Source organism: Bacillus sp. LB7 (assembly GCF_030449715.1).
Classification (GTDB): domain Bacteria; phylum Bacillota; class Bacilli; order Bacillales; family Bacillaceae; genus Bacillus; species Bacillus paralicheniformis.
This window is the reverse complement of the sequence record NZ_JASGCA010000005.1, coordinates 198,150-221,725: the sequence shown is the minus strand read 5'-3', so window position 1 is coordinate 221,725 and position 23,576 is coordinate 198,150. Positions and strand designations below refer to the sequence as shown.

At 46.2% G+C, this 23,576-nt stretch carries 22 protein-coding genes and 1 pseudogene; 15 read left to right on the top strand and 8 right to left on the bottom strand.

Translation table 11 applies throughout. From position 1 onward, the window contains the following. Positions 1-49 precede the first annotated feature (49 nt). Positions 50-751, top strand: a complete 702-nt coding sequence (locus QMZ64_RS09375) for a cytochrome c biogenesis CcdA family protein (RefSeq protein ID WP_301441272.1) — start codon at positions 50-52, stop codon at positions 749-751. 6 nt (positions 752-757) lie between these two features. Here QMZ64_RS09375 and QMZ64_RS09370 read toward each other — a convergent pair whose 3' ends face one another. Continuing rightward, positions 758-1,438, bottom strand: a complete 681-nt coding sequence (locus QMZ64_RS09370) for a CPBP family intramembrane glutamic endopeptidase (RefSeq protein ID WP_265624905.1) — start codon at positions 1,436-1,438, stop codon at positions 758-760. Positions 1,439-1,526: 88 nt separating this feature from the next. On the opposite strand from QMZ64_RS09370, the gene QMZ64_RS09365 reads away from it, so the two are divergent. Beyond that, complete coding sequence (locus tag QMZ64_RS09365) at positions 1,527-2,267, top strand: MerR family transcriptional regulator (protein WP_265624904.1); 741 nt, start codon at positions 1,527-1,529, stop codon at positions 2,265-2,267. 95 nt (positions 2,268-2,362) lie between these two features. Here the strand turns inward: QMZ64_RS09365 and QMZ64_RS09360 are convergent, their stop codons facing one another. After that, positions 2,363-3,568: a nitrate/nitrite transporter gene (locus tag QMZ64_RS09360; RefSeq protein WP_243943642.1), complete on the bottom strand. Its 1,206-nt coding sequence runs from the start codon at positions 3,566-3,568 to the stop codon at positions 2,363-2,365. 449 nt (positions 3,569-4,017) lie between these two features. On the opposite strand from QMZ64_RS09360, the gene QMZ64_RS09355 reads away from it, so the two are divergent. The 3 genes from QMZ64_RS09355 to QMZ64_RS09345 all read left to right on the top strand — a co-directional run bounded on the left by QMZ64_RS09355 (position 4,018) and on the right by QMZ64_RS09345 (position 7,396). Next, positions 4,018-4,977 carry an L-lactate dehydrogenase gene (locus QMZ64_RS09355; protein ID WP_301441271.1) on the top strand — a complete coding sequence of 320 codons (960 nt, stop codon included), beginning with the start codon at positions 4,018-4,020 and terminating at the stop codon, positions 4,975-4,977. Between the two features lie 48 nt (positions 4,978-5,025). Continuing rightward, on the top strand, positions 5,026-6,648 hold the full coding sequence (locus QMZ64_RS09350) for an L-lactate permease (protein WP_301441285.1): 1,623 nt from the start codon (positions 5,026-5,028) through the stop codon (positions 6,646-6,648). A gap of 106 nt (positions 6,649-6,754) precedes the next feature. Further along, the gene (locus QMZ64_RS09345; RefSeq protein ID WP_265624902.1) at positions 6,755-7,396 is read left to right on the top strand and encodes a LysE family translocator; all 642 of its coding nucleotides are present in this window, start codon (positions 6,755-6,757) and stop codon (positions 7,394-7,396) included. On the opposite strand, the gene QMZ64_RS09340 is transcribed toward QMZ64_RS09345, so the two are convergent. Continuing rightward, the gene (locus QMZ64_RS09340) at positions 7,397-8,731 is read right to left on the bottom strand and encodes an amino acid permease (RefSeq protein ID WP_265624901.1); all 1,335 of its coding nucleotides are present in this window, start codon (positions 8,729-8,731) and stop codon (positions 7,397-7,399) included. Between the two features lie 175 nt (positions 8,732-8,906). On the opposite strand from QMZ64_RS09340, the gene nadE reads away from it, so the two are divergent. The 7 genes and pseudogenes from nadE (at position 8,907) to QMZ64_RS09305 (ending at position 17,271) form a co-directional block, all read left to right on the top strand. Next, a complete protein-coding gene (gene nadE, locus QMZ64_RS09335; protein ID WP_265624900.1) occupies positions 8,907-9,725 on the top strand; it encodes an ammonia-dependent NAD(+) synthetase in 819 nt (272 codons plus the stop codon). Between the two features lie 121 nt (positions 9,726-9,846). Continuing rightward, positions 9,847-10,380 (top strand): shikimate kinase, encoded by a 534-nt coding sequence (locus QMZ64_RS09330; protein WP_265624899.1) that lies wholly within the window; start codon positions 9,847-9,849, stop codon positions 10,378-10,380. 278 nt (positions 10,381-10,658) lie between these two features. After that, a pseudogene (locus QMZ64_RS09325) lies at positions 10,659-11,430 on the top strand (nucleotidyltransferase domain-containing protein). Positions 11,431-11,800: 370 nt separating this feature from the next. Next, positions 11,801-12,712, top strand: a complete 912-nt coding sequence (locus tag QMZ64_RS09320) for a proline dehydrogenase family protein (protein ID WP_265627866.1) — start codon at positions 11,801-11,803, stop codon at positions 12,710-12,712. Positions 12,713-12,735: 23 nt separating this feature from the next. Further along, complete coding sequence (pruA, locus tag QMZ64_RS09315) at positions 12,736-14,286, top strand: L-glutamate gamma-semialdehyde dehydrogenase (protein WP_165425986.1); 1,551 nt, start codon at positions 12,736-12,738, stop codon at positions 14,284-14,286. Between the two features lie 136 nt (positions 14,287-14,422). Further along, entirely contained in the window at positions 14,423-15,865 is a 1,443-nt protein-coding gene (gene putP, locus QMZ64_RS09310) for a sodium/proline symporter PutP (protein WP_301441270.1), read from the top strand. 161 nt (positions 15,866-16,026) lie between these two features. After that, positions 16,027-17,271: a PucR family transcriptional regulator gene (locus QMZ64_RS09305; protein ID WP_265624898.1), complete on the top strand. Its 1,245-nt coding sequence runs from the start codon at positions 16,027-16,029 to the stop codon at positions 17,269-17,271. 40 nt (positions 17,272-17,311) lie between these two features. Here the strand turns inward: QMZ64_RS09305 and QMZ64_RS09300 are convergent, their stop codons facing one another. Both QMZ64_RS09300 and QMZ64_RS09295 read right to left on the bottom strand, forming a co-directional pair. Next, positions 17,312-18,157: a TIGR03943 family putative permease subunit gene (locus QMZ64_RS09300; protein ID WP_080131213.1), complete on the bottom strand. Its 846-nt coding sequence runs from the start codon at positions 18,155-18,157 to the stop codon at positions 17,312-17,314. A 4-nt stretch (positions 18,158-18,161) separates the two neighbouring features. Next, on the bottom strand, positions 18,162-19,073 hold the full coding sequence (locus QMZ64_RS09295; RefSeq protein ID WP_243943626.1) for a permease: 912 nt from the start codon (positions 19,071-19,073) through the stop codon (positions 18,162-18,164). 164 nt (positions 19,074-19,237) lie between these two features. Here QMZ64_RS09295 and QMZ64_RS09290 point away from each other — a divergent pair, with 164 nt between their 5' ends. From QMZ64_RS09290 to QMZ64_RS09280, 3 genes are all read left to right on the top strand, one after another. After that, the gene (locus tag QMZ64_RS09290) at positions 19,238-20,197 is read left to right on the top strand and encodes an acetylxylan esterase (protein WP_265624897.1); all 960 of its coding nucleotides are present in this window, start codon (positions 19,238-19,240) and stop codon (positions 20,195-20,197) included. 81 nt (positions 20,198-20,278) lie between these two features. Beyond that, a complete protein-coding gene (locus tag QMZ64_RS09285; RefSeq protein ID WP_265624896.1) occupies positions 20,279-20,707 on the top strand; it encodes a MarR family winged helix-turn-helix transcriptional regulator in 429 nt (142 codons plus the stop codon). Further along, positions 20,698-21,039, top strand: coding sequence for a DUF3147 family protein (locus QMZ64_RS09280; RefSeq protein WP_301441269.1), 342 nt, complete (start codon positions 20,698-20,700; stop codon positions 21,037-21,039). Before QMZ64_RS09285 ends, QMZ64_RS09280 begins: the two co-directional genes overlap by 10 nt. A 98-nt stretch (positions 21,040-21,137) precedes the next feature. On the opposite strand, the gene QMZ64_RS09275 is transcribed toward QMZ64_RS09280, so the two are convergent. From QMZ64_RS09275 to QMZ64_RS09265, 3 genes are all read right to left on the bottom strand, one after another. Beyond that, positions 21,138-21,701, bottom strand: a complete 564-nt coding sequence (locus QMZ64_RS09275) for a hypothetical protein (RefSeq protein WP_301441268.1) — start codon at positions 21,699-21,701, stop codon at positions 21,138-21,140. Positions 21,702-22,001: 300 nt separating this feature from the next. Continuing rightward, positions 22,002-22,685, bottom strand: coding sequence for an amino acid ABC transporter permease (locus tag QMZ64_RS09270; protein ID WP_243943616.1), 684 nt, complete (start codon positions 22,683-22,685; stop codon positions 22,002-22,004). Between the two features lie 11 nt (positions 22,686-22,696). Further along, positions 22,697-23,572, bottom strand: coding sequence for a transporter substrate-binding domain-containing protein (locus QMZ64_RS09265; protein WP_243943614.1), 876 nt, complete (start codon positions 23,570-23,572; stop codon positions 22,697-22,699). Positions 23,573-23,576 lie beyond the last annotated feature (4 nt).

Below are 23,576 nucleotides of genomic sequence, written 5' to 3'. Positions count from 1 at the left end.
AGAGAATTGAATGGTAAAAATTATATAAAAATGAAGGAGATGGAAGTGTATGACCGCTTTATGGCTGGCATTCGGCGGCGGTTTCCTGTCGTTTATTTCTCCGTGCTGCCTGCCTTTGTATCCATCATTTATTTCCTACATCACCGGGATTTCGGTCAGCGATTTGAAAGGCCGAAATGCAAAGCGCATCAAACAATCGGTGATGATTCACGCGGCGGCTTTTTTGGCCGGTTTTTCTGTGATTTTTTACATATTGGGTTTCTCCGCCAGCTCGTTTGGCCTGCTGTTTTTGCAATACCATAACTTGATCCGCATGCTGGGCGGAATATTTGTCGTCGTCATGGGCCTGTTCCTCCTCGGCGTTTTCCGGCCGACTTTCATGATGAAGGAGCGGCGCCTTTCGTTTAGAAGAGGAAAAATAGGCTTGTTGAATTCAATGCTTGTCGGAATGATTTTTGCGGCGGGCTGGACGCCATGCATCGGACCTATATTCGGAACGATCGCATATGCAAATTTTCAGAACCCTGATTTTGGGAGCGCATTCATGATGATCACCGCATATTCTCTAGGTTTTGCCATTCCTTTTTTACTCATGGCGTTTTTTATCGGAAACATCAGGCCGCTTATGAAATATTCGAATATGCTCATGAAAATCGGCGGCGCGCTGATGATCGTCATCGGCATCCTGCTTTATACGGACAACATGATATGGGTTAATATCTGGTATTCGAATTTGACGAATCTTTTTTGAACAATATTATGTGAGTAAAATTGTGAAAAACAGCAAAATCGCGTTAAATAAACTATGGATGAGCATCGCAGGTATAATCGATTGTGTTTTTTCGTATGTCCAGGCAAACACAAGCCCTGTTGCAAAGTTAACGGCCAGGGTGTTATATGTGGGGATGTGAGCGATCATAAAGAGAGCGCTGCTTGCAACAAGTGCCCATACAACCCCGAATTCAGCCCGGAACCAGCGGTAAAGAAAGCCGCGGTAAAACATTTCTTCATAGATGGGAGAAACGATGCAGGCAGAAGCGAAAGACATGGCAATGTTTAACCATGAAAGATCGGCAGTGATCGTTTTTGTTTTTGTATTTTCGTAGCCTGCGCCGAACCAAGTCAGGATTTCCATAATGGCAGACGTCATCACAATTAAAAAAACCGTCCATCCCGCTATTTGAATCCAGTATGCAGGGGCGAACCGGGAGATTCCGATTTCCCGCCAGGACAGGCGGTCAGGCTTTAAGGCGATATAGTACAGGCTTAAAATAAAAGCGGCCGCCATTGCAATACCCATCAACATGGCTGAAGGCATGCCTTCGCCCAAAAGCAAATCCAAAGCGTTTTTTAATAGATACTCAATGAAAATCGGAACAGCTGCAAATGCGATTAAAGCAAGTAGACCAGCTGCTTTTTGTTCCAAGGATTTTTCCATTCCATCACAAAACCCTCCTGTTTTTAAGATAAAATCATTTTAAATCGTGACGTAACGTAATCTTCAAGCGATATTTTGGGAGGGAGATATGGTGAAAGAAGAACTGACAACCGGGCGGGTGGCGAAGATGATGGGGATATCCGTAAGGACGCTCCGCTACTACGATCAAATCGGTTTATTAAAACCGAGCACGACACTGTCAAATGGGCGAAGGCAATATTCGAAGGAAGATATGTTAGAACTCGAAAAAATTTTGATCTTGAAATCTGCTCAATTTTCATTGGAGCATATCAAGACGTTAAGGTATCAATTGGATACCATCAATATCATTAAAATGCATAAAAGGCGCCTGAACTCGGAGATTGAACAGCTGACGAAGAGCCTGCAGCATACAAATACTTTGCTGAACATGTATCAAATCGAAGGAAGCTTGAGCTGGGAAGACCTTCTCAAGCTCGTCAGGCAAACCCGGGATAAACCATGGAAGGAATCGTTCTCTGAAGAGGAGGCTGAGATTTTAGCAGAGAGGCTTCCGAAGGCGGAAAATGACGATTTTATCACAAAGCAATGGCTCTCCATCATCAAGCGGATTAAGCTGTGCTTAAAAGAAGAGGTGCCGCCTGAGTCTGAATGGGGAAAGCAAATTGCGGAGGATATCATGTGCCTGTCTGATTATTCATTTAAGGGACATGAGGATTTAGCCGATCGATTTTGGGAGGTTCGCAAATCTGAAGAGCCAAACGGGCTTTATCCGCTCGACAGCGGGATACTGGAATTCGCGGAAAAAGCGCTTGAATCTGCATTTCATCACTCAGGAGGATCAGGGTGACTTTTCACATGAGTCACGGTCCGGGCAGGATAACCAAAGGATTAAACAAATTTTGCCGAATAGAAAACCGCCCGAAAAGAATCGAGCGGCTCCCTTTATATTCGAATTGATTTCTCCTCGGCTTTCCACTGTTTTTTCCATCCGGCCTGAGCAAACAAAAGCAGTCCGAGTGCCAAAAATGCGATAACGGTAAAGGTGAGGAATCCGCTTGAATACGTACCCGTGACTTGCTTCAGCGTTCCGAGAATATTCGGGAGGAAGAATCCGCCGATTCCCCCCGCAGCGCCGACGATCCCCGTCACCATCCCGATCTCTTGCTGGAATCGCTGCGGTACAAGCTGGAATATCGCGCCGTTCCCCATCCCGAGGCAGCCCATGCCGATAAATAATGCGGCCGTGACAACGCCAAGAGACGGGAGCATGCTGACCGAGAACATGCACAGAGCCACCCCGATAAAGAGGAACTGCAGCAGACGCACACCGCCGATTTTATCGGCAATCAACCCGCCGACAGGGCGGAGGCAGCTTCCCGATGCAACGACGAGCGTGACAAATTCGCCGGCTCTTACCGCCGGAACGGCATACTGGGATGCAAAAAAGTAGCTTAAAAAGTTGGACAAGCCGACAAAACCTCCGAATGTCACGCTGTAGAGCAGGCAAAAATACCAAGTGTCCCTTTCTTTGAAAACGGCAAAATAGTCTTTGAGCGGTTTAGGCGCCGGCTGATTCGGAGGTTCTTTTGCCATAAGGAAATAGCTGAATAATACGAGGGTTAGAGGAATCAGCGCCACTCCCATGACGCCGTTCCACCCCACTTGCTCCGCAAGGCGAGGGCCGAATAGCGTAGCGAGCAGTGTCCCGCTGTTTCCCGCTCCGGCGATCCCCATGGCAAGACCTTGCAAGTGCGGCGGGTACCAGCGGCTCGCCATCGGAAGGGATGCGGAAAAGCTTGCGCCGGCCACACCGAGTAAAATTCCGATGACATACAGCTCGGCGACCGATGAACCGAACTGCCACCCCCATATCAGCGGAATCATCGTCACCAGCATTCCGCCAATAGCCGTTTTTTTCGGTCCGAAACGGTCGGTTAAAATGCCGAGCACAATCCGGAAAAACGATCCGGCCAAAGTAGGTATGGCGACAATCAATCCGACCTGTGAAGGCGATAGATCAAAATCAGCCGTAATATAAACACCAAGCGCCCCCAGCAACACCCAAATCATAAAGCTGACATCGAAATATAAAAAAGATGACAACAAGGAAGGCGCGTGTCCGCTCTTCCTCAAATCCGCCAATTTCAATTGCAACACTCCCCATCCGATAGATTCTAGAATTTATCATGACAAAATAGAATAGGATTGGCAGTATTTTTGTCAGCTTTACTAACAAACTAAAAGATTGAATATTTAAAATGTTAATTTGGATGGCATCATACCCGGCGATGATTGAATCTTCCTGAAGATTAGAGGTGTTATGACGGTTGAAAAGGGGAACTTTATATTGGAATGGGCCTGATGCACTTGCAGATAAAGCCGTCTTTTGCAGCACGTTAACCAATTTTTCTTTAGCTGTAAGGTATATTTTTACCAGAAAATGTACAAATTTAAGGAAGAAATATGTGGAGACACAAAATAGACATAAATAAAAATGTATATCACTTGAAAAAGTATGTGAAGTATTGCACAATATGAATGTGAAGAATTTCACAAACAGCTTAGATTTAAAACAAACGGCAAAGGAATGATGAGTCATGAGAAACCAAAAAGTCAATCGTACAGTTTTAATCGGTGCAGGTTTTGTTGGAAGCAGTTATGCATTTACGTTAATTAACCAAGGTATCACAGAAGAACTTGTGATCATTGATTTAAATAAAGACAAAGCAATGGGCGATGTCATGGATTTAAACCACGGTAAAGCATTTGCCCCGCATCCTGTGAAAACATGGTACGGCACATATGAGGACTGCAAAGACGCCGACATTGTCTGTGTATGCGCCGGAGCGAACCAAAAGCCGGGTGAAACCCGTCTGGATCTTGTCGAAAAAAACTTGAAAATTTTCAAAGGAATTATCGGAGAAGTCATGGCCAGCGGTTTTGACGGTATCTTCCTTGTCGCTACAAACCCGGTCGACATCTTGACTTACGCGACTTGGAAATTCAGCGGACTTCCGAAAGAACGCGTTATCGGAAGCGGTACAACACTTGATACAGCCCGTTTCCGTTACTTGCTCAGCGAGTATTTCGGTGTCGCTGCCCACAATGCGCACGGCTACATCATTGGTGAACATGGAGATACAGAGCTGCCTGTGTGGAGCCACGCGAATATCGGCGGAGTTCCCGTCAGCGACTTGCTGAAAAGAAATGAGAAATACAAAGCGGAAGATCTTGATGAACTGTTTGACAATGTTAAAAACGCCGCTTACCACATTATCGAGAAAAAAGGTGCGACATACTACGGAGTTGCCATGAGCCTCGCGCGTATCACGAAAGCGATTTACCGCAATGAAGAAGCGATTTTGACCGTGAGCGCACATCTTGAAGGCGAATTTGGGGAAAATGATGTTTATATCGGAGTTCCGGCGGCTGTAGGTCGATGCGGAGCGCGGGAAATTGTTGAGCTTGATCTGAATGAAAAGGAAAAACAGCAATTTAAGCATAGTGCAGGTGTGTTAAAAGCAATTTTAAAACCGCATTTTGAACTGCAGGCGTAACTGAACATCTGAAGATACTAACATCATGAAGATTGCGAGATGATGAAAATGTGGCAGCAGATATACGATCCGTTTGGGAACCTGTTTATCAGCGCTTTTGCCGCCATTCTGCCGATTCTTTTCTTTCTCCTTGCATTGACCGTGCTGAAGATGAAAGGAATCATCGCGTCATTTTTGACGCTGGCGGTCAGCTTTATTGTAGCGGTGTTCTTTTTTCACATGCCGGCTGCTAAAGCTGTCTCCGCCGTTTTACTTGGAATTGCAAACGGCCTTTGGCCGATCGGTTATATCGTCCTGATGGCTGTATGGCTTTACAAAATTTCTGTCAAAACCGGAAAGTTTAAAGTGATCAGAGCGAGCATTGCCGGGATTTCGTCTGACCAGCGGCTTCAGCTATTGCTGATCGGGTTCAGTTTTAACGCCTTTTTGGAAGGCGCGGCAGGCTTCGGCGTGCCGATTGCGATCAGCGCCGTTCTTCTTGTCGAGCTTGGTTTTAAACCTTTGAAAGCGGCATCCCTATGTTTAATTGCGAATGCGGCATCCGGCGCCTTTGGAGCGATCGGAATTCCGGTCATCACAGGAGCGCAGATGGGAGGCTTGACACCTGTTGAGCTTTCCAGAACGCTCGCTTTGATGCTGCCGTTCATCACTTTCTTTGTCCCGTTCCTGCTCGTTTTCATACTGGACGGGTTTAAAGGAATAAGGGAAACGCTGCCGGCTCTCCTTGTATTAAGCGGAAGCTATACGGCGGTGCAGACTTTAACGATGATTGCATTGGGGCCGGAGCTTGCAGACATTTTGGCCGCTTTAATCAGTATGGGAGCGCTGGCGCTGTTTTTGAAAAAATGGCAGCCGCGTCACATATACAGGGAAACCAGGAATGAACATGAACCCGCTGAAAAATATCATGCAGCAGAGATTATGAAAGCCTGGTCTCCGTTTTATATCTTGACCGCCGTCATTGCGGTGTGGAGTCTGCCCGGTTTCAAAGGGCTTTTTCAGGAAGGCGGATGGCTGAAACAATCGACGCTTTTATTCAACATGCCTTTTCTTCACCGGGAAGTGCTGAAAACGCCGCCGATAGCCCAGGAGCCGGCACCGCTTGATGCCGTGATGAAGCTTGACTTCATTTCAGCGACGGGTACGGCGATACTGATCGCCGTGATCATCACGATTGTGCTGAGCCGAAACCTTAGTTTCCGCGGAGGACTTTCCAGTTTGAAAGAGACGGTCAAGGAACTGTGGCTTCCCATTCTGACCATTTGCTTTGTGATGGGCTTTGCAAATCTGGCCAATTATGCCGGATTGAGTTCAACCATCGGACTGGCGCTCGCCAAAGCAGGGGATATTTTTCCGTTCGTCAGTCCCGTATTGGGCTGGATCGGCGTGTTTATCACAGGTTCAGTCGTCAGCAACAATGCATTATTCGGCCACCTGCAAGCTGTCACCGGAGCGCAAATCGGGACAAGTTCATCGTTGCTGCTTGCCGCCAATACCGCGGGAGGCGTGATGGCCAAGCTGATCTCACCGCAGTCGATTGCGATCGCAACAGCTGCGGTCCAAGAGACAGGGCAGGAATCAAAGCTTTTCAGCCAAACCGTTAAATACAGCTTGGTCCTGCTTTTCATAATTTGCATTTGGACATTTGCGCTTTCGAAGTTTGGCATATAAAGAAGAGCCTTTTCCCATATTGGGAAAAGGCTTTTTTAGCTGTTTGTTCTATCATGTCCTCTTTTTGAATACATTGTACAAGTTATCCGCGGAAGGGGGACGCGATATGTTAAACATCTTCCTGAGTTATGTGTTTTTGGGCTTGTCATTGGCGGCACCTGTCGGCCCTGTGAATGCGGCGCAGATCGACAGGGGGATGAAAGGCGGTTTCTTTCATGCCTGGCTGTTTGGACTTGGCGCTGTGACGGCGGATGTCTTATATATGGCTTTGATCTATTTTGGAGTCGCTCAATTTTTGACAGCGCCATTTTTAAAAACATTTTTATGGCTGTTTGGTTTTTTTGTTTTAACCTATACGGGGATCGAAAGCCTGATCAAGGCGAAGGAAGTATCGCTGATGAGAGGCGCGGGAGAGAAAGGATCATACCGCAAATCATTTTTTTCGGGGCTGGTGATCTCCCTTTCAAACCCGCTGAGCATCATGTTCTGGCTCGGCATTTACGGAAGCATTTTGGCGAAAACGGTAGAGACGTACGAATCATACCAGCTGCTGATATGCAGTTCAGGCATTTTAATCGGACTTTTTTTGTGGGACTTGGCCATGTCTTTTCTTGCAGGGACATTCAGAACATTTTTAAGCCCGCGGATGATCCAGGCAACGACTTGGCTCGCGGGCGTCAGCCTGATTGTTTTCGGATGTTACTTCGGCTATCAAGGGATGCTTGAACTGCTGCAGGCGGGAGGCTGATCAGGTCTGCCCGTTTTTCTGTTCCTGATGGGCCCACCTTTTTTTCATCAGCATCGTCACAACAGCAATAACGGCAAGAAACAGAAGGCTTACAAAAAAACCGGGCCTGCTGTTTTTTTCAAATAACGTACCCGAAACGGCAAATAAAATCAGGACAAGCGCTGTGACAATCTGGACATTCCCTTTCATTTTCGGCTTTGTGAGCTTTTTACTGGAAAGCAGGATAAACATCCAGTTATAGAGCAGCATTAAGCTGGCGGCCGTCGTCATATGTTCATAAAGCTGCTTCGGCAAAAGCAGCGACAGTACAATGGAAGCAGCGAGAACGAGCACCGTCAGGCCAAGTGCCGGCCACGACACTTTCGCCTTTTCTTTTTTGGCAAAGCAGGCCGGTGCATCTCCGTTTTTCGCCATTGTTCCCATCAGTGTGGTGACGGCGAACAGGGAAGCGGTCAGCGTTGAAAAACCGGCGATAATAAAAATGCCGTTGAAAATATCCATGATCAAATCGAGATGAAAGTCTTTTAATGACGTAATAAACGGGCTGTTCTGTTCGGTAAATGCCCCGCGGGGGACAAGGAGCATGGCCAGCCCGATCGATGCGACGTAAATCACAGCAAGGGTTATGAGCATCAGGCTCCCTGATTTTGATGAATCTTTCGGGTCTTTTAAGTGAATCGCCATCAGACCCATAACTTCGATTCCACCATAGGCGTAAAATGTGTAAATCAACCCCGTCCACAATCCCATAAAGCCGAAAGGGAACAATTCGTGAACCCGGTCAGGGAACTGCGCGTCAGGCGTTTTTCCGGGCAGCAGCCCGCACAATGCCAAGACAGCGATGATGATAAACATTAAAATGGCCGCCGTTTTCAACACGGCCAGTATGTTTTCCGTTTTTTCAAAACTGCTGCGCCCTGTGAAAATGACGATCAGTCCGAGAACCGCATAAATGGAGGCGAACACCCACAGCGGAACCTGGTTAAACCAATGGCGTGTAAACAGAGAGATCGCTGTCAACTGACTCCCGATAATCAGCATTTCCGATGACCAGTAGACCCAGCCATTGCTAAACCCCGCCCAATTGCCGAAGGCCTCCCTGGCGTAAGAACAAAAAGACCCTTCAACAGGATGATCCGCTGTTAATTTCGCCAGTTGCTGAAAGACGAGAAAAGTGCCGAGGGCAGCAAGAAGAAAGGCGGCTAATACGGAAAAGCCGCTTTTCTTAATCGCGATGCTTGACCCGAGAAAAAACCCCGTTCCAATTGTGCAGCCGACTCCGATCATGGAGAGCTGCCACCATTTCAAATCTCCTTTTTTCGCTTGACGTTTCATCGTTTCAACCCCTCTAATCTTCTTGTTATTTTGCCAGGGGGCGCCTTTTTTATTCACGAAGACAAGAGGGAGAAAAGCCTCTCTGCGCACCTCAATATTCACTTTGAAATGAGACATATGCTATAGTTAAAGACATAAACACTACGGTTCATTCAGTCAAAAGGAGGAATGACGGATGACTATACAAGAAAAAATCATGCAGGAACTGAATGTAAAGCCTTCTATCGAACCGAAACAGGAAATTGAAAAAAGGGTCGGTTTTTTAAAAAGCTATTTGAAAAAAACTGGTGCCAAAGGTTTTGTTTTAGGCATCAGCGGAGGACAGGACTCCACATTGGCGGGCAGGCTTGCCCAGCTGGCTGTTGAAGAATTGAGAGAAGAAGGCGTTCAGGCGGAATTTATTGCGGTTCGCTTGCCTTACGGCGTTCAGCAGGATGAAGATGACGCCCAGCTGGCGCTGAAATTTATCCAGCCGGACAAGTCTTTTGCTTTTGACATTGCTTCAACTGTAGGCTCATTTGCTGCTCAATATCAGTCAGTCACAGGAGAGGCGCTTGCCGATTTTCATAAAGGCAATGTAAAAGCAAGAGTCCGGATGATTGCCCAATATGCGATCGGGGGTCAAAATCAGCTGCTGGTAATCGGAACAGATCATGCTGCAGAAGCTGTTACCGGATTCTTCACAAAATACGGAGACGGAGGCGCAGACCTTTTGCCGCTAACAGGATTGACAAAGCGCCAAGGCAGAAGCTTGCTGGAAGAGCTGGGAGCACCGGAGCGGCTTTATACGAAGTCTCCGACCGCCGATTTGCTTGATGAAAAACCTCAGCAATCCGATGAAGCAGAGCTCGGCCTGACGTATGACAACATCGACGACTACCTTGAAGGAAAAGCCGTCTCCAGCGAAGTGGCCGAGGCGATCGAAAAACGCTATAAGGCATCCGAGCACAAACGCCAAGTCCCTGCTTCAATGTTTGACGACTGGTGGAAATAGCAAAAAAGAGGCTGACTTCAGCCTCTTTTTTTATTAACAGGCAGCCTATACCATTCCAGCTGGATTTGTCATATACTTAAGATATTTGATTCCTTTATGCAAGGAGGAGGAGAAGCTGGATATGAATGCCGCAATGAGAGATAAGAATATCGTGCTGATCGGGTTTATGGGCGTCGGGAAAACAACCATCGGTCAGCTTCTGTCAAAGAAATTAGGCCGCGACTTTATCGATATCGACCAGCAGATCGAAAAAGATTTTCAAATGACCATTCCGGAGATTTTTCTGCAAAAAGGGGAAGCGTTTTTCAGACAGACTGAAAAAGAATATATTGTTCAGATGTGCGAACATACAATGGGCAGCATCGTATCTTTAGGGGGCGGCGCTTTCCAACAGGAAGACGTCAGAAAGAAGTGCCTCGAACACTGCTTCGTCATCTTTCTTGATTTAACATGGGAGAATTGGCAGCAGCGAATGGATCTCCTGATTGAGAACAGGCCGGTTCTTCATAACCGTTCAATCGAAGAAATGAAACAGCTGTTCAACGAGAGAAAGAGCATCTATGCATTTCACAACTTGAAAGTGGAAACAGATAACCGGTCTTCCGAGGAAACGGCCGACTACATTGTGGAGATGCTGGGGCTTGGCCGGTCTTAAACAAACGTTTAATTAAGGTATTCTGTCGCTGTGTTAATATATTGGAATAAGCAAAGAGCCAATGATTTGTCTGATCATTGGCTCTTTCGGTCTTGTTTGACCATTTGTCCATTTGATACGGTATAGGGGATCGGGATGGGCATCACGTTATCCGCCCCGCCGGCACTTCCATGGATAAAGACTTTTTCTGCCCTTGCGGCCGCAAAAAAGTCGCTTATTGCCGAATCGCGCACTATAATGTAAATAATAGAAACGATTAGACTGGCGGTGCACTTATCATGAAACAGCGAATTCAAGAAGAACTAAAAAACATTGAAGCGACATATGGCGTTAAAATCCTCTATGCGGTTGAATCGGGCAGCAGAGCCTGGGGCTTTCCCTCACAGGACAGTGATTACGACGTCAGATTTATTTATGTCCATCAAAAAGACTGGTATCTGTCAATTGATGCAAAGCGCGATGTGATTGAACTGCCGATTGACGATTCCCTCGATATCAGCGGCTGGGAGTTGACAAAAGCGTTAAGACTGTTTAGGAAATCAAACCCTCCGCTTCTCGAATGGCTTTCCTCGGGAACGGTTTATTATGAAGCCTATTCGCTGGCGGAAAAAATGAGGCAGCTAAAAAGCCGCGCCTTTTCTCCAATCTCCTGCATGTACCATTATCTCAATATGGCATCAGGGAATTTCCGCCACTATCTGCAGCGGGAAGAAGTGAAAATCAAAAAATATTTTTATGTGCTCCGCCCGATTCTGGCTTGCCAGTGGATTGAAAGCCGCCGGACGGTTCCTCCGATTGAATTTCAGGTTTTGCTTGACGAACTTATGGAAGACGGACCGCTGAAAACGGAAATCCATCAGCTGCTTGAGAGGAAAAAGAAAGGGGAGGAATTCTAATCTTGAACCTCAAAACCCCATCCTCCACGCATTTATTGATCATGAATTGGAGCGGCTTCAGACGGTAGCAAAAGCCTATAAAACGGATCATGAAGATCTGACGCAGGAGCTTGACCGGCTGTTTAGAGAAACGCTAGACGAGGTGTGGGCATAACATAATATTCCCTTTAAGTATTCTTAAAGGGTTTTTTCTTTGCATTCATAGGGAAATGGTTGAGTATAACAGAAAGCGTTTTCAAATAAAGCGGAGCGGAACGGCAAACAGGGCATACGCAAAAACGGGTTCGCCGAAAACGCATCCTGTTCTTTACCGAAGTTTCTTCCTGGTTCTATTGTCGTATACCATCCAAGTTTTAGGAAGAAAGTTTCTGAAAAAATCCCAGCAGATGTAAAACATTGTGGAAAAACCACAAAAATCGTCAGCTTTTTTGTTTTTTCGAAATATTGTGAATCGGACCTTAGCTCTTATAAAATTAAGAATATAAAGAAATATTTCATGAGATGGCGGGGTGTGAGTAATGGAAGTGATAACAAGAGACTTTTTCCTATTCTTATCTAAAAGCAGCATCCTGAATCGCCTGGCGAGAAATTGGGGGAGTTCCGTCGCGACCGGAAAAATTATCGGAGGAAAAGATTTTGAAGCTTCAATTCCGATTATTAAGGAGCTGAATGAACAAGGGTTAACTGTCACAGTTGATCACTTGGGCGAATTTGTAGACAGCAGGGAAGTCGCAAGAGAACGCACGCAGGAATGCATTCGAGCCATTCAGCTGATTGCTCAGGAACAGCTTAATTCACATGTTTCATTAAAGATGACGTCACTGGGGCTTGATATTGACCTTGACCTTGTCAGGGATAATATGACCAGCATTCTGGAATGTGCCGAACAGCATAAAGTGATGGTCACAATCGATATGGAAGATGAAGTGCGCTGCCAAAAGACGCTCGACCTCTTTAAGGAGTTCAGGCAGAAATACGAGTATGTCAGCACCGTCCTGCAGGCCTACTTGTACCGGACCGAACAGGATTTGGAGGAGCTTAATCCGTATAATCCGTTTTTCCGTCTTGTGAAGGGAGCTTATAAAGAATCGCCGCAAGTGGCGTTTCCTGACAAAAAAGATGTGGATGAGAATTACAAAAAGCTCATTAAAAAGCAGCTGCTGAGCGGCCATTACACAGCCATCGCAACTCATGACGACAAGATGATTGATTACACCAAAGAAATCGCGAAAGAGCATCAAATCGGCAAAGACCGCTTCGAGTTTCAAATGCTGTACGGGATGCGCAACAAAACTCAGCTGGAACTGGTGAAGGAAGGCTACAATATGCGCGTGTATCTTCCTTACGGAGACGACTGGTACGGATACTTTATGAGAAGGCTTGCCGAGCGGCCAGCCAACATCGCTTTTGCGTTTAAAGGCATGACGAAGAAATAAAACGATAAAAAGGGGAGATTAGCATGACAACACCTTACAAACACGAACCATTTACAAATTTCGGGATCGAAGAAAACCGGAAGGCATTCGAAAAAGCTCTGGAAACGGTAAATAACGAATGGCTGGGTCAGTCCTATCCTCTTGTTATCGATGGAGAAAGGTATGAAACGGAAGACAAGATCGTATCGATCAATCCTGCAAACAAAGAAGAAGTGGTAGGTACGGTATCCAAGGCTACTCAGGATCATGCGGAAAAGGCCATTCAGGCGGCTGCGACAGCGTTTGAAACTTGGAGGTACACAGATCCTGAAGAAAGAGCGGCTGTTTTATTCCGCGCGGCTGCCAATGTGCGCCGCAAAAAGCATGAGTTTTCTGCGCTTTTAGTCAAAGAAGCAGGGAAACCTTGGAATGAAGCAGATGCGGATACAGCAGAAGCGATCGATTTTATGGAATACTATGCGCGGCAAATGATTGAGCTTGCGAAAGGAAAGCCGGTAAACAGCCGTGAAGGCGAACGCAATCAATATGTGTACACACCGACTGGTGTAACGGTTGTTATTCCGCCTTGGAACTTCCTCTTCGCGATCATGGCCGGAACGACGGTTGCGCCGATCGTGACAGGAAACACGGTTGTTCTGAAGCCGGCAAGCGCAGCGCCTGTCATTGCTGCCAAGTTCGTTGAAGTGCTTGAAGAAAGCGGACTTCCAAAAGGAGTAGTCAACTTCGTCCCTGGAAGCGGAGCTGAAGTCGGGGATTACCTGGTGGATCATCCGAAAACAAGCATCATTACGTTTACAGGTTCAAGGGAAGTCGGAACGCGCATTTTTGAGCGCGCAGCGAAGGTTCAGCCTGGTCAGACACACTTAAAACAAGTGATTGCTGAAATGGGCGGAAAAGATACGGTCGTAGTTGATGAAGACTGTGACATTGAATTGGCTGCACAATCAATTTTCACATCTGCCTTCGGCTTTGCAGGCCAAAAATGTTCAGCAGGTTCACGGGCTGTCGTGCATGAAAAGGTATATGACGAAGTATTGAAGCGCGTGATCGAAATTACGGAATCCAAGAAAGTCGGAGAGCCTGACAGCGCGGACGTTTACATGGGACCTGTCATCGACCAGGCATCGTTTAATAAAATCATGGACTATATCGAAATCGGAAAAGAAGAAGGCCGCTTAGTCAGCGGAGGAAAAGGCGATGATTCAAAAGGCTACTTCATCGATCCGACGATCTTTGCCGATCTGGATCCGAAAGCCCGGTTAATGCAGGAAGAAATTTTCGGACCTGTTGTTGCTTTCTCAAAAGTCAGCAGCTTTGATGAGGCGCTGGAGGTTGCCAACAACACCGAATACGGCCTGACAGGCGCTGTCATTACTAAAAACCGCGACCATATCAATAGGGCAAAACAAGAATTCCATGTCGGAAATCTGTATTTCAACCGCAACTGTACAGGGGCGATCGTCGGCTACCATCCGTTTGGCGGTTTCAAAATGTCGGGAACCGATTCGAAAGCGGGCGGACCTGATTATCTTGCGCTTCATATGCAGGCGAAAACGATCAGCGAAACGTTTTAAGGTGTAAGAAAAGGGGTTAAACAGGGGGACGAAGGCAGCCTTTCATAGGCTGCCTTCAAAAAAAGAGAAATTAGTCTAAAAATTTAGATAAACGGCATCTTGGGGGGAGATTCTTATTCAGAACGTACAATTGATCATGTCCATCGTAATTTACATGGTAGGGATGCTTTATATTGGGTATTACGCTTACAAACGGACAGCAAACCTCTCAGACTATATGCTTGGCGGACGGACGCTCGGGCCTGCTGTCACGGCGCTCAGCGCCGGCGCATCTGACATGAGCGGCTGGCTTTTGATGGGGCTGCCGGGCGCCATGTTTGCAACAGGCCTGAGCGGTTCATGGATTGTTATCGGCCTTGTGCTAGGCGCATGGGCGAACTGGATTTTTGTGGCGCCGCGCTTGAGGTCATACACCGAGGTAGCAGGCAATTCGATCACTATCCCTGCATTTTTAGAAAACCGCTTTCATGACAAATCAAAGATCCTGCGAATATTTTCCGGAGTCGTCATTATTACCTTTTTTACGTTTTATGTATCATCAGGAATGGTTTCCGGCGGCGTTTTATTTAACAGCATGTTTCATTTGGAATATCATACAGGGCTGTGGATCATTTCGGGTGTCGTCGTGGCCTACACGCTTTTCGGCGGGTTTTTGGCAGTCAGCTGGACGGACTTTGTCCAGGGCATCATTATGTTTGTTGCGTTAATTCTTGTTCCGATTGTAACGGTCATTCAGACGGGCGGACCTGGTGAAGCCTTCAGCGAAATCCAGTCGATCGATCCTAACCTCCTCAATATTTTTAAAGGAACGAGCGTCCTCGGCATCATCTCCTTGTTCGCATGGGGCCTCGGTTACTTTGGACAGCCTCACATTATCGTGCGCTTTATGGCGATATCCTCTGTCAAGGAAACGAAAAAAGCACGCCGGATCGGCATGGGTTGGATGATCTTTTCAAGCGCGGGCGCACTGCTGACCGGATTGCTCGGTATTGCGTATTACTCGAAGAACGGGCTTCACTTGGATGATCCGGAAACGATCTTCATTCAATTGGGTAACATCCTGTTTCACCCTCTGATCACAGGATTTTTAATCTCGGCGATCTTAGCAGCGGTTATGAGTACAATTTCCTCCCAGCTGCTTGTTACATCAAGTTCTCTAACTGAAGATTTATACAAAACGCTATTTAAACGCTCTGCATCTGACAAAGAACTCGTCTTTTTCGGACGGCTTTCGGTTTTGGCGGTTTCCATTGTCGGACTCTGTCTTGCCTGGACAAAAAACAATACGATTCTCGGTCTTGTCAGCTATGCTTGGGCAGGTTTTGGCGCGTCGTTCGGCCCTGTGATCATCTTAAGTTTGTTTTGGAAGAGGATGACAAAATGGGGGGCGCTTGCCGGAATGGTTGCCGGAGCAGTTACCGTCATCATTTGGGCGGAAGCCGGGCTTTCCGATGTTCTTTATGAAATTATTCCGGGCTTTGCCGCCAGCTTGCTGTTTGTGTTTGTCGTCAGTCTGTTGACATCAAAACCGGAGCAGCAGGTGCTTGATGAATTCGAGCAATACAAACAAACACTGTAACGATGATGGAGATGGGGAACCATTCTCCGTCTCTCTTTTTATAGGCCTTCTCCCCCCTTCTAACAGGGGATTGATCCCATTTTTTTAAAAGTCGCATATAAGTCTATACAAGAGTGTAAAGGAGAAGTATGATTAAGTTAAAAACGAGTAGGAGAAAGGATATGGAAGAGCTATTAGAACAAGTTGTTTCTCTTTCAAACATTAATGAGATCATTGACTTTATCAGCGGCGAGCTGAAAAAGCCGGTCATACTGGAAAGCGCAGATTTTTTCTTATTAGCTTACAACTCCTATTATATTAACCATTTTGATGCAGCAAACCAGCAAACGATTTTCTCCAAAAAATGTCCGCTGCCGATCTTTGAAAAGTTCGTCGAAGAAGGTATTATTGATCAATTGAAAACGATTCCGACTCCTTTTCGGGTAAAACAGATTGAAGAAATCGGCTTAAACCAGCGGGTTGTCGTCAGCGCCAAGCATAAAGATGAAATTATGGGCTATATCTGGGTGCAGGAGATTGAAGACAACCTGTCTGATGAAGAGCTTGATTTCTTATACAAAGCTTCTTTTCATGTCGGGAAGATCATTTATAAGAAAAAACGCCTCAAACAAGAAAAAGAAGAACAGGCGGAAGAGCTTTACAAAAAGGCAATTAACGATCAGTTTCAAACGGAAAAAGAGCTGAAAGCCGCCGCCGATAAGGCAAGCGTTGTCCTGCCGGCCGTGTTTACCGTCATGGTGCTTCAAGTCGTTGACGGGGAGGATGAACTGCTCGAAGATCTGAAGGAAACGATCCGGTCTTATTTAAACCTGAAAGACAACATCAGTCACGTATTGGAGGATCATTCGAATATCGCCATCATTGTCGGCAGTGTGTCGCGCAAGCGTTCCGCGCTGGCCGCAGCCTCAGAACTGATCAACCGTTTGTTGACCCATTTGCGCTCGCAAATGCTGCCCCTTATTTTGATCGGGGTCGGCAATGAGTACAGCAGCCTGCTGTCTCTTGGCAGAAGCTACAGAGAGGCGCTCCAAGTGACGAAAGCAGCGGAAATCACGGGAAGCCAGGAACACATTCCCTATGAATATCAAAAGCTCGGGCTTTTCAAATATCTTGACCAAATCGCCGCAAAAAACGATCATCTGCAATATGTAAACCCGGACCTTCAGCTGCTGAAAGAAAAAGATAAAGAAAGCCACACCGAATTTTTGAGAACACTTGAAATTTATCTCGTCAACAACTGCAAGGTCAAGCCATCCGCAGAACAGCTGTTTATCCACCAAAACACGCTCAACTACCGCATCAAACAAATACTGGAAATGACATCAATCGATCTCAATGATTTTAATACTAGATGTCAATTGTTTATCGATTTAATGCTGATGAAGAAAGCAGGCTACAAATCGTAAACAGAAAAAGCAAAGCCGGTGCAGTTCAAAGTGCCGGCTTTTAATATGTCCGATAAACGTAAGGATCTTTCGGCTCTTTTATTGTAGACCAATCCTTCACTTTCACCACGGGAATCGTAGATTTGAAAGGCTGATAGTATTCGGAAGACAGCGTTCCTTTTACATGGAGCCACTGATCGTCTTTAATATTCGTATGTTCAGGGAACTCGACCAGCATGCCGTAGACTCCCGAGTCGGCGATGCAATGAATGATTCCGAAGCGGAGGACAAACAGCTGTTTATCACTAATCGCTTCCCCTTTAAAAGCAAAACCGTCGAATTCGATCGTTCGGTCAAGGAATTCTCCCGGATATTGATAGATTGTTTCCATGCCCTTCAAAAAATCATCGTCTTTTAATGTAATATGCTGTTTGCCTTTATAATTTTTCAGCGCTTTATTCATCAATTCATCGTACCCTTCCTCGCCGTAGTAGATGCTTGTATCAGGGCGCAGGTACTGGGTTTGGGCATAATGCTCCGGCTGTTCGATCGCTTTGAACGAGAAGCCCTTCGACTTGACAATATTGGAATCAAGCGTCGCTGCCGGCAGAAACAGTCCGGTGCATAAAGGGAAGATGAACACGAAATAAATGAACATTCTTTTCAGAAAAGGCTTGTCTTTTTCATGATCGTGATCATGGCCGCATCCGCAGTCGCGGTCACACCCTTTTTCATCCGAGCCTTTCATATAAATGTAGAATTGCACCGCTGTCAAAATGGCGAGAAGAAAAATAGCGATGTATGAAAGGTAAGCATATTTCATATTAATATATTTTGTCAGATTGCCGGATGCATGAAGATGAAAAAAGAAAAACGTAAACAGCATTAAAATGAATGTGCGAAACATGTTTTCACCCCTTTACCAACAGTGATCCGGCTAAGACAATAACGGCGATGTAGGCGATTAAGACAAACACAAAGCGCTTTTTGAAGATGCCGAGCATCATCAGCAGATTTTTAATGTCCACCATCGCTCCGAATACGAGAAAGGCGATAAGTGAGCCGAGTGAAAACGTGCTGCTGAAAGAAGAAGCAATAAAAGCGTCGACCTCTGAACAAAGGGAGAGCACAAATGACAGCCCCATCATAACGAGGGAGGAAGATACATCATTCTGGCCGATCGCCAAAAGGGTCGATGTTTTAATATACGTCTGCATCGCCGCTGCGACAAATGCGCCGATGATCAAATATTTCCCGACCGAGAAAAACTCGTCAACTGCATGGCGAAGCGTCCCGCCGAGCTTTTGCAGGAAAGACTGGCTCGCATGGCCATGGTGGTGATGGCTGTGCGTCCCGTTTTCGATCAGCTGATTCCCTTTAAATTGATAAGAGATGATCAGCCCGGCAATAAGAGACACCGCAATCGCCAACCCGCCGCGGTAGAACACAACATCCCATTTGTTCCCGAAAGCGATGAATGTCGAGAATAAAACAATCGGATTGATGATCGGGGCCGTCAGCATGAAGGCGACCGCCGCGTGAAGCGGCACTCCCTTTAAAAGCAGCCTGCGGGCAATCGGAACGATGCCGCACTCACAAGCCGGAAACAATACCCCGGCAAATGTACCTGACAAAACGGCGAGAAATCGGTTTTTCGGGATGATTTTCGCCATCATCTCCTCAGTCACAAACATTTGAATCAAACCTGATATAAAAACCCCGATCAAAACGAACGGAATCGCTTCTATTAATATACTGATAAATATTGAGTTCAGCTGCAGAAAGGATTGTGAAGCCACAAAAAAACCTCCGCGCAAATGCATATTTTTAGTTTCAATCTAGCATTATAACATAAATTGAAAAAACGGTTTTGTGCGGCGGGGGCAGATAATGGGAGGCGCAGATGTGACAGAATCAATACACAGCCTTGAAGGGGAATGTTATGATAAGAATATTCAAAAAATGAAAAGAAGAGGGGAAAGACAAGATGCAGCAGCCTTATGATATGCCGCTAGAACAGCTTTATCAGTATAAACCGGAACGGACGGCAAAGGCCGATTTTAAAGAGTTCTGGAAGGATTCATTGGATGAATTGGCAAATGAAAAAGCGGAGCCTGAGCTTGAACCGTATGAATATCCGGCTGACGGGGTAAAAGTCTACTGGCTTACATACAAAAGCACCGGGGGAGCGCGAATTAAAGGCTGGTACGCAGTACCCGACCGCCAAGGGCCGCATCCTGCGATCGTCAAATATCACGGCTATAACGCCAGCTATGATGGAGACATTCATGATATTGTCAATTGGGCTCTTCACGGCTATGCGGCATTCGGTATGCTGGTCCGCGGGCAGAACAGCAGTGAAGATACAGAGACCTCTCAACACGGACATGTACCCGGCTGGATGACAAAAGGAATCCTCGATCCGAAAACATATTACTACAGAGGTGTCTATTTAGATGCCGTACGAGCAGTCGAAGTGGTCAGCGGTTTTGCTGAAGTCGATGAAAAGCGGATCGGAGTGATCGGGGCAAGCCAAGGAGGCGGGCTGTCCGTCGCGGTTTCGGCGCTGTCCGATATTCCAAAAGCAACCGTGTCCGAATACCCTTATTTAAGCCATTTTCAACGAGCGATCGATACAGCGATCGACCAGCCTTATCTCGAAATCAACTCCTTTTTCAGAAGAAACACCAGCCCGGATATTGAACAGGCGGCCATGCGGACCCTGTCTTATTTCGATATCATGAACCTTGCCCAAGCGGTCAAAGCGCCCGTTCTCATGTCGATCGGACTGGTTGACACCATCACACCGCCATCCACCGTCTTTGCGGCTTACAATCACTTGGAAACGGATAAAGAAATAAAAGTGTACCGCTATTTTGGACACGAATACATCCCGCCGTTCCAAACCGAAAAGCTGGCGTTTTTGAGAAAGCACCTGAATGAATAAAAGCGACACCCGGTGAAGCCGGGTTTTTTTATGTCTTGATTTAAGAATATATCGTATTATAAGATATAATTAGAGAGGGTGATGAAAGTGACTACGGAACAAATCATAGAAGTGATGAATCAGGACTGGACGGATATTTACTACCATCTGCACACAAAACATGATGATCATTTGTCTCACCAAGCGGTTCGAATGCTTCAGCATATCGAAAAAAACCGCTTTGTGACCATTGGCCATTTAGCAGAATTATTGGATGTCTCTCATAATACGGCATCAGAACATGTGAAAAGACTTATACAAAAAGGACTTGTACAGAAAAACAGGGACAGCAGCGATGAACGCAAAGTCTACGTCACACTAACGCCTGAAGGTGAAGAAGCAGTGAAACGGCATACGAGACTTCATCCGAAAAAACTGCAAAAGGTGCTGGAGCAATTAAATGAGGAAGAAGTCGAAATGATTAAAACGGCATTTTCCTTGTTGAGCCGGGAGGCAAAATCATGTTTTTAATAGTGAAAATCGGGGTTTCTGCAATATTGATCGCCATTATAACCGAAATTGCACGAAAATCGCCTGAAATGGGCGGAATGATTGCGGCATTGCCGCTTGTCAGTCTGCTCAGTTTATTTTGGCTTAGTGTACAAGGGGAATCTTTAAAGCATTTAAGCCAATTCGCGAAAGGCGTGCTATGGGGGGTTCCCGCCACGGCGGTTCTCCTTTTGATCGTGGTTTTGAGTTTAAAAGCATCATTTCCGGTTGTCATTTCTGTTGTATTTGGAATATGCGGATGGGGCGGGTGTTTAATGCTGCAAAAGGCTCTTATCCATGCGATATTCGAGTGAAGGGCGGAATGTCCTTTCGAATGGAATAAGAAGCCGCTTGTGCTGCCGCACAAGCGGCTGAAACGATCAGGGAGCGGCATAACCATCCCTTTGTGAGACTACCATGTATAAAGTTTGGAGTAATAAATCATCCTCGCCGGAAAAGGAGCGTCGCGGTATGGCCCCTCGGGCGGGATGGATGTAGACAGAAATCGGAAATAATGGCTCCTGAGTATTTTTAAGTTTATCGGATAAGTCTGGACGGTTTCAGGAGCGAGTTCGTAGGAGAATGCTTGAGCTTTAGATTGACTGATCATGAACTGTTGATATTCTCCGTTTTGAAAGCAATATAAATAGCCCTTTAAACGATGCGCTTCCTGATTGACCAAAGAGATATACAGGTCTTCTCGGACAGTTTTTTCAACCGGGTTTCCTGCTTTGTCAGACAGGTAAATCAATCTTGTTTCAGATGCGCTGCCACTGTTCGTTTGATAGTTAACAGGTTCAATGTAAGCAGGATGCGCCGAGAGCCGGTCAGAATGCGGAGCATGTGAAATCAATTCAAAATAGTAGGGCGCTACATCGTCGGCATCCCGATTCCATTTGCAATCGCGCTCAGCCTTTGGGTCGAACATGAAGGACTGGGGTGATGATATAAACGATGTGTCTGCCCGCAGGAACATGCTGGAGCCTGATTTTGATTTCCTTGGACGAATGAGCGGGAACGATGGATGGAAAGGTTTGCGAGGGCCGGTCATTTCCTTCAAAGAAAACGGATATATGGATGCAGTCTTCGGCATTCGTATGGTTGCAGCAGACGTTTGATGCTTGGAAATGGCCTGATGGATCGGTTTGATAGCTTACTTTGTTTCTGTCGATCGTATAAAGGTTATCTGTGTGAAAATGAGTCGATCTGAGGATATGGATAATACCGCCTCCGTTTCACAGTATGGAAAGCCGCCGGAGCATCCGGCAGCTTCTTGCTATTTTTTGATATAAACCTCTGTCCGCTTTTCCAGGAAATCCTGGAGCAAAGCAATCGCCGAGCAAACGGCCCAATAAATTAAGGCAACTAAAATATACATCGTCATATAGTCGAATTCCCGTCCGCCGACGATTTTTGCCTGTTGAAACAATTCAGGCACGGTGATCATGGCGGCCAGGGAAGACGCTTTAACGAGATCAAGCATTACGTTTGCAAGAGGCGGGAGTGCAATTCTAACCGATTGAGGGACAATCACGTGACGCATCGTCTGCCAGTATGAAAAACCGATCGATTTTGCAGCGTCCCACTGCCCTCTGTCAACGGACGACAGGGCCGAGCGGATAATCTCGGCAATGTATGCAGCACTGTTAATGCTGAAGCCGATTAGGGCAGCAGTCAAAGCTGTAAATTGGATTCCGATATAAGGAAAACCAAAATAAAGAATAAATAGAATGACAAGAATCGGAACGCCTCTCATAAACGAGATATAGATTCTTGCCGGCCAACGAAGCAAAGAGATCCCGGACATGCGCCCAAGCGCGAGGAAGAAACCGAGAATTAAACCGGCAAACATGCTCGTGAATGAAATAAAAAGCGTATTCCATATGCCTTGCATCACATAAGGAAACGATTTCGCGGCCAATTCCGCATTAAAAATATACTCCCATTGAATAGAGCCCAATTGACATCCCTCTATTTATTCACATCGACATCGACAAAGTCGATATCCTGCTTTTTCGAAACATCGGCACCGCCGAAAAACTTTTTCGAAATCTTTTTGATTGTGCCGTCCTTCAGCATTTCGTCAATCGTTTTGTCGAATTGTTTTTTTAGTTCTGCGTTTCCTTTTTTCATGATCATGCCTTGCTGATGCGGATAGTATTTCAGATCGGGATGAATCGTCAGATCCAGATCAGGCATTGCGGCGAGCGCGAGCTTTTGAAGGTAGTAGTCGTTTAAGATGACATCGGTTCTTCCATTCGCTACATCCTTTAAAAATTGGTCATTTGTTGCGTTGTCGTAAATGACTTCCTCGGCTCCGTATTGGCGTGCGATATCCATGTAAACTGTCGTAGCTGCGCCAGCGGCTTTCTTTCCCTTTAAGTCCTCAAGCGTGTGGATGCCTGATAGGTCTTTCTTGCGGACGATAGCCGTTCCGAATGAATATTTATAAGGCGTAGAGAACAAAAACTTTTCTTTGCGGTCGTCTGTCATTGTAATATCGTTGGCAGCAGCGTCCACTTGTCCGCTCCCCACCGCCGTCAGCATGCCGTCAAAGCCCATTTCTTTAAATTCAACATTCAGGTCGAGCCGTTTAGCCGCTTCACGGATGACTTCAACTTCGTAGCCGGTCAGCTTGTCTTTGCCGGAATCAGTGTCATGATATGAAGTGGGGTAAAGGGTTCCCGAAGTTGCCACAACGATCTTCCCTTTTTCCTTTATCTCATCCCAGGCTGTTTTTTGATTTTCAGCCTTATTTTGAGCGGTGCTGCATGCAGCTGTTATAAGAGCGAGCGCTAACACCGTTATCAACAATGTAATGCGCTTATACGTATGCAATTTATTCACTTAA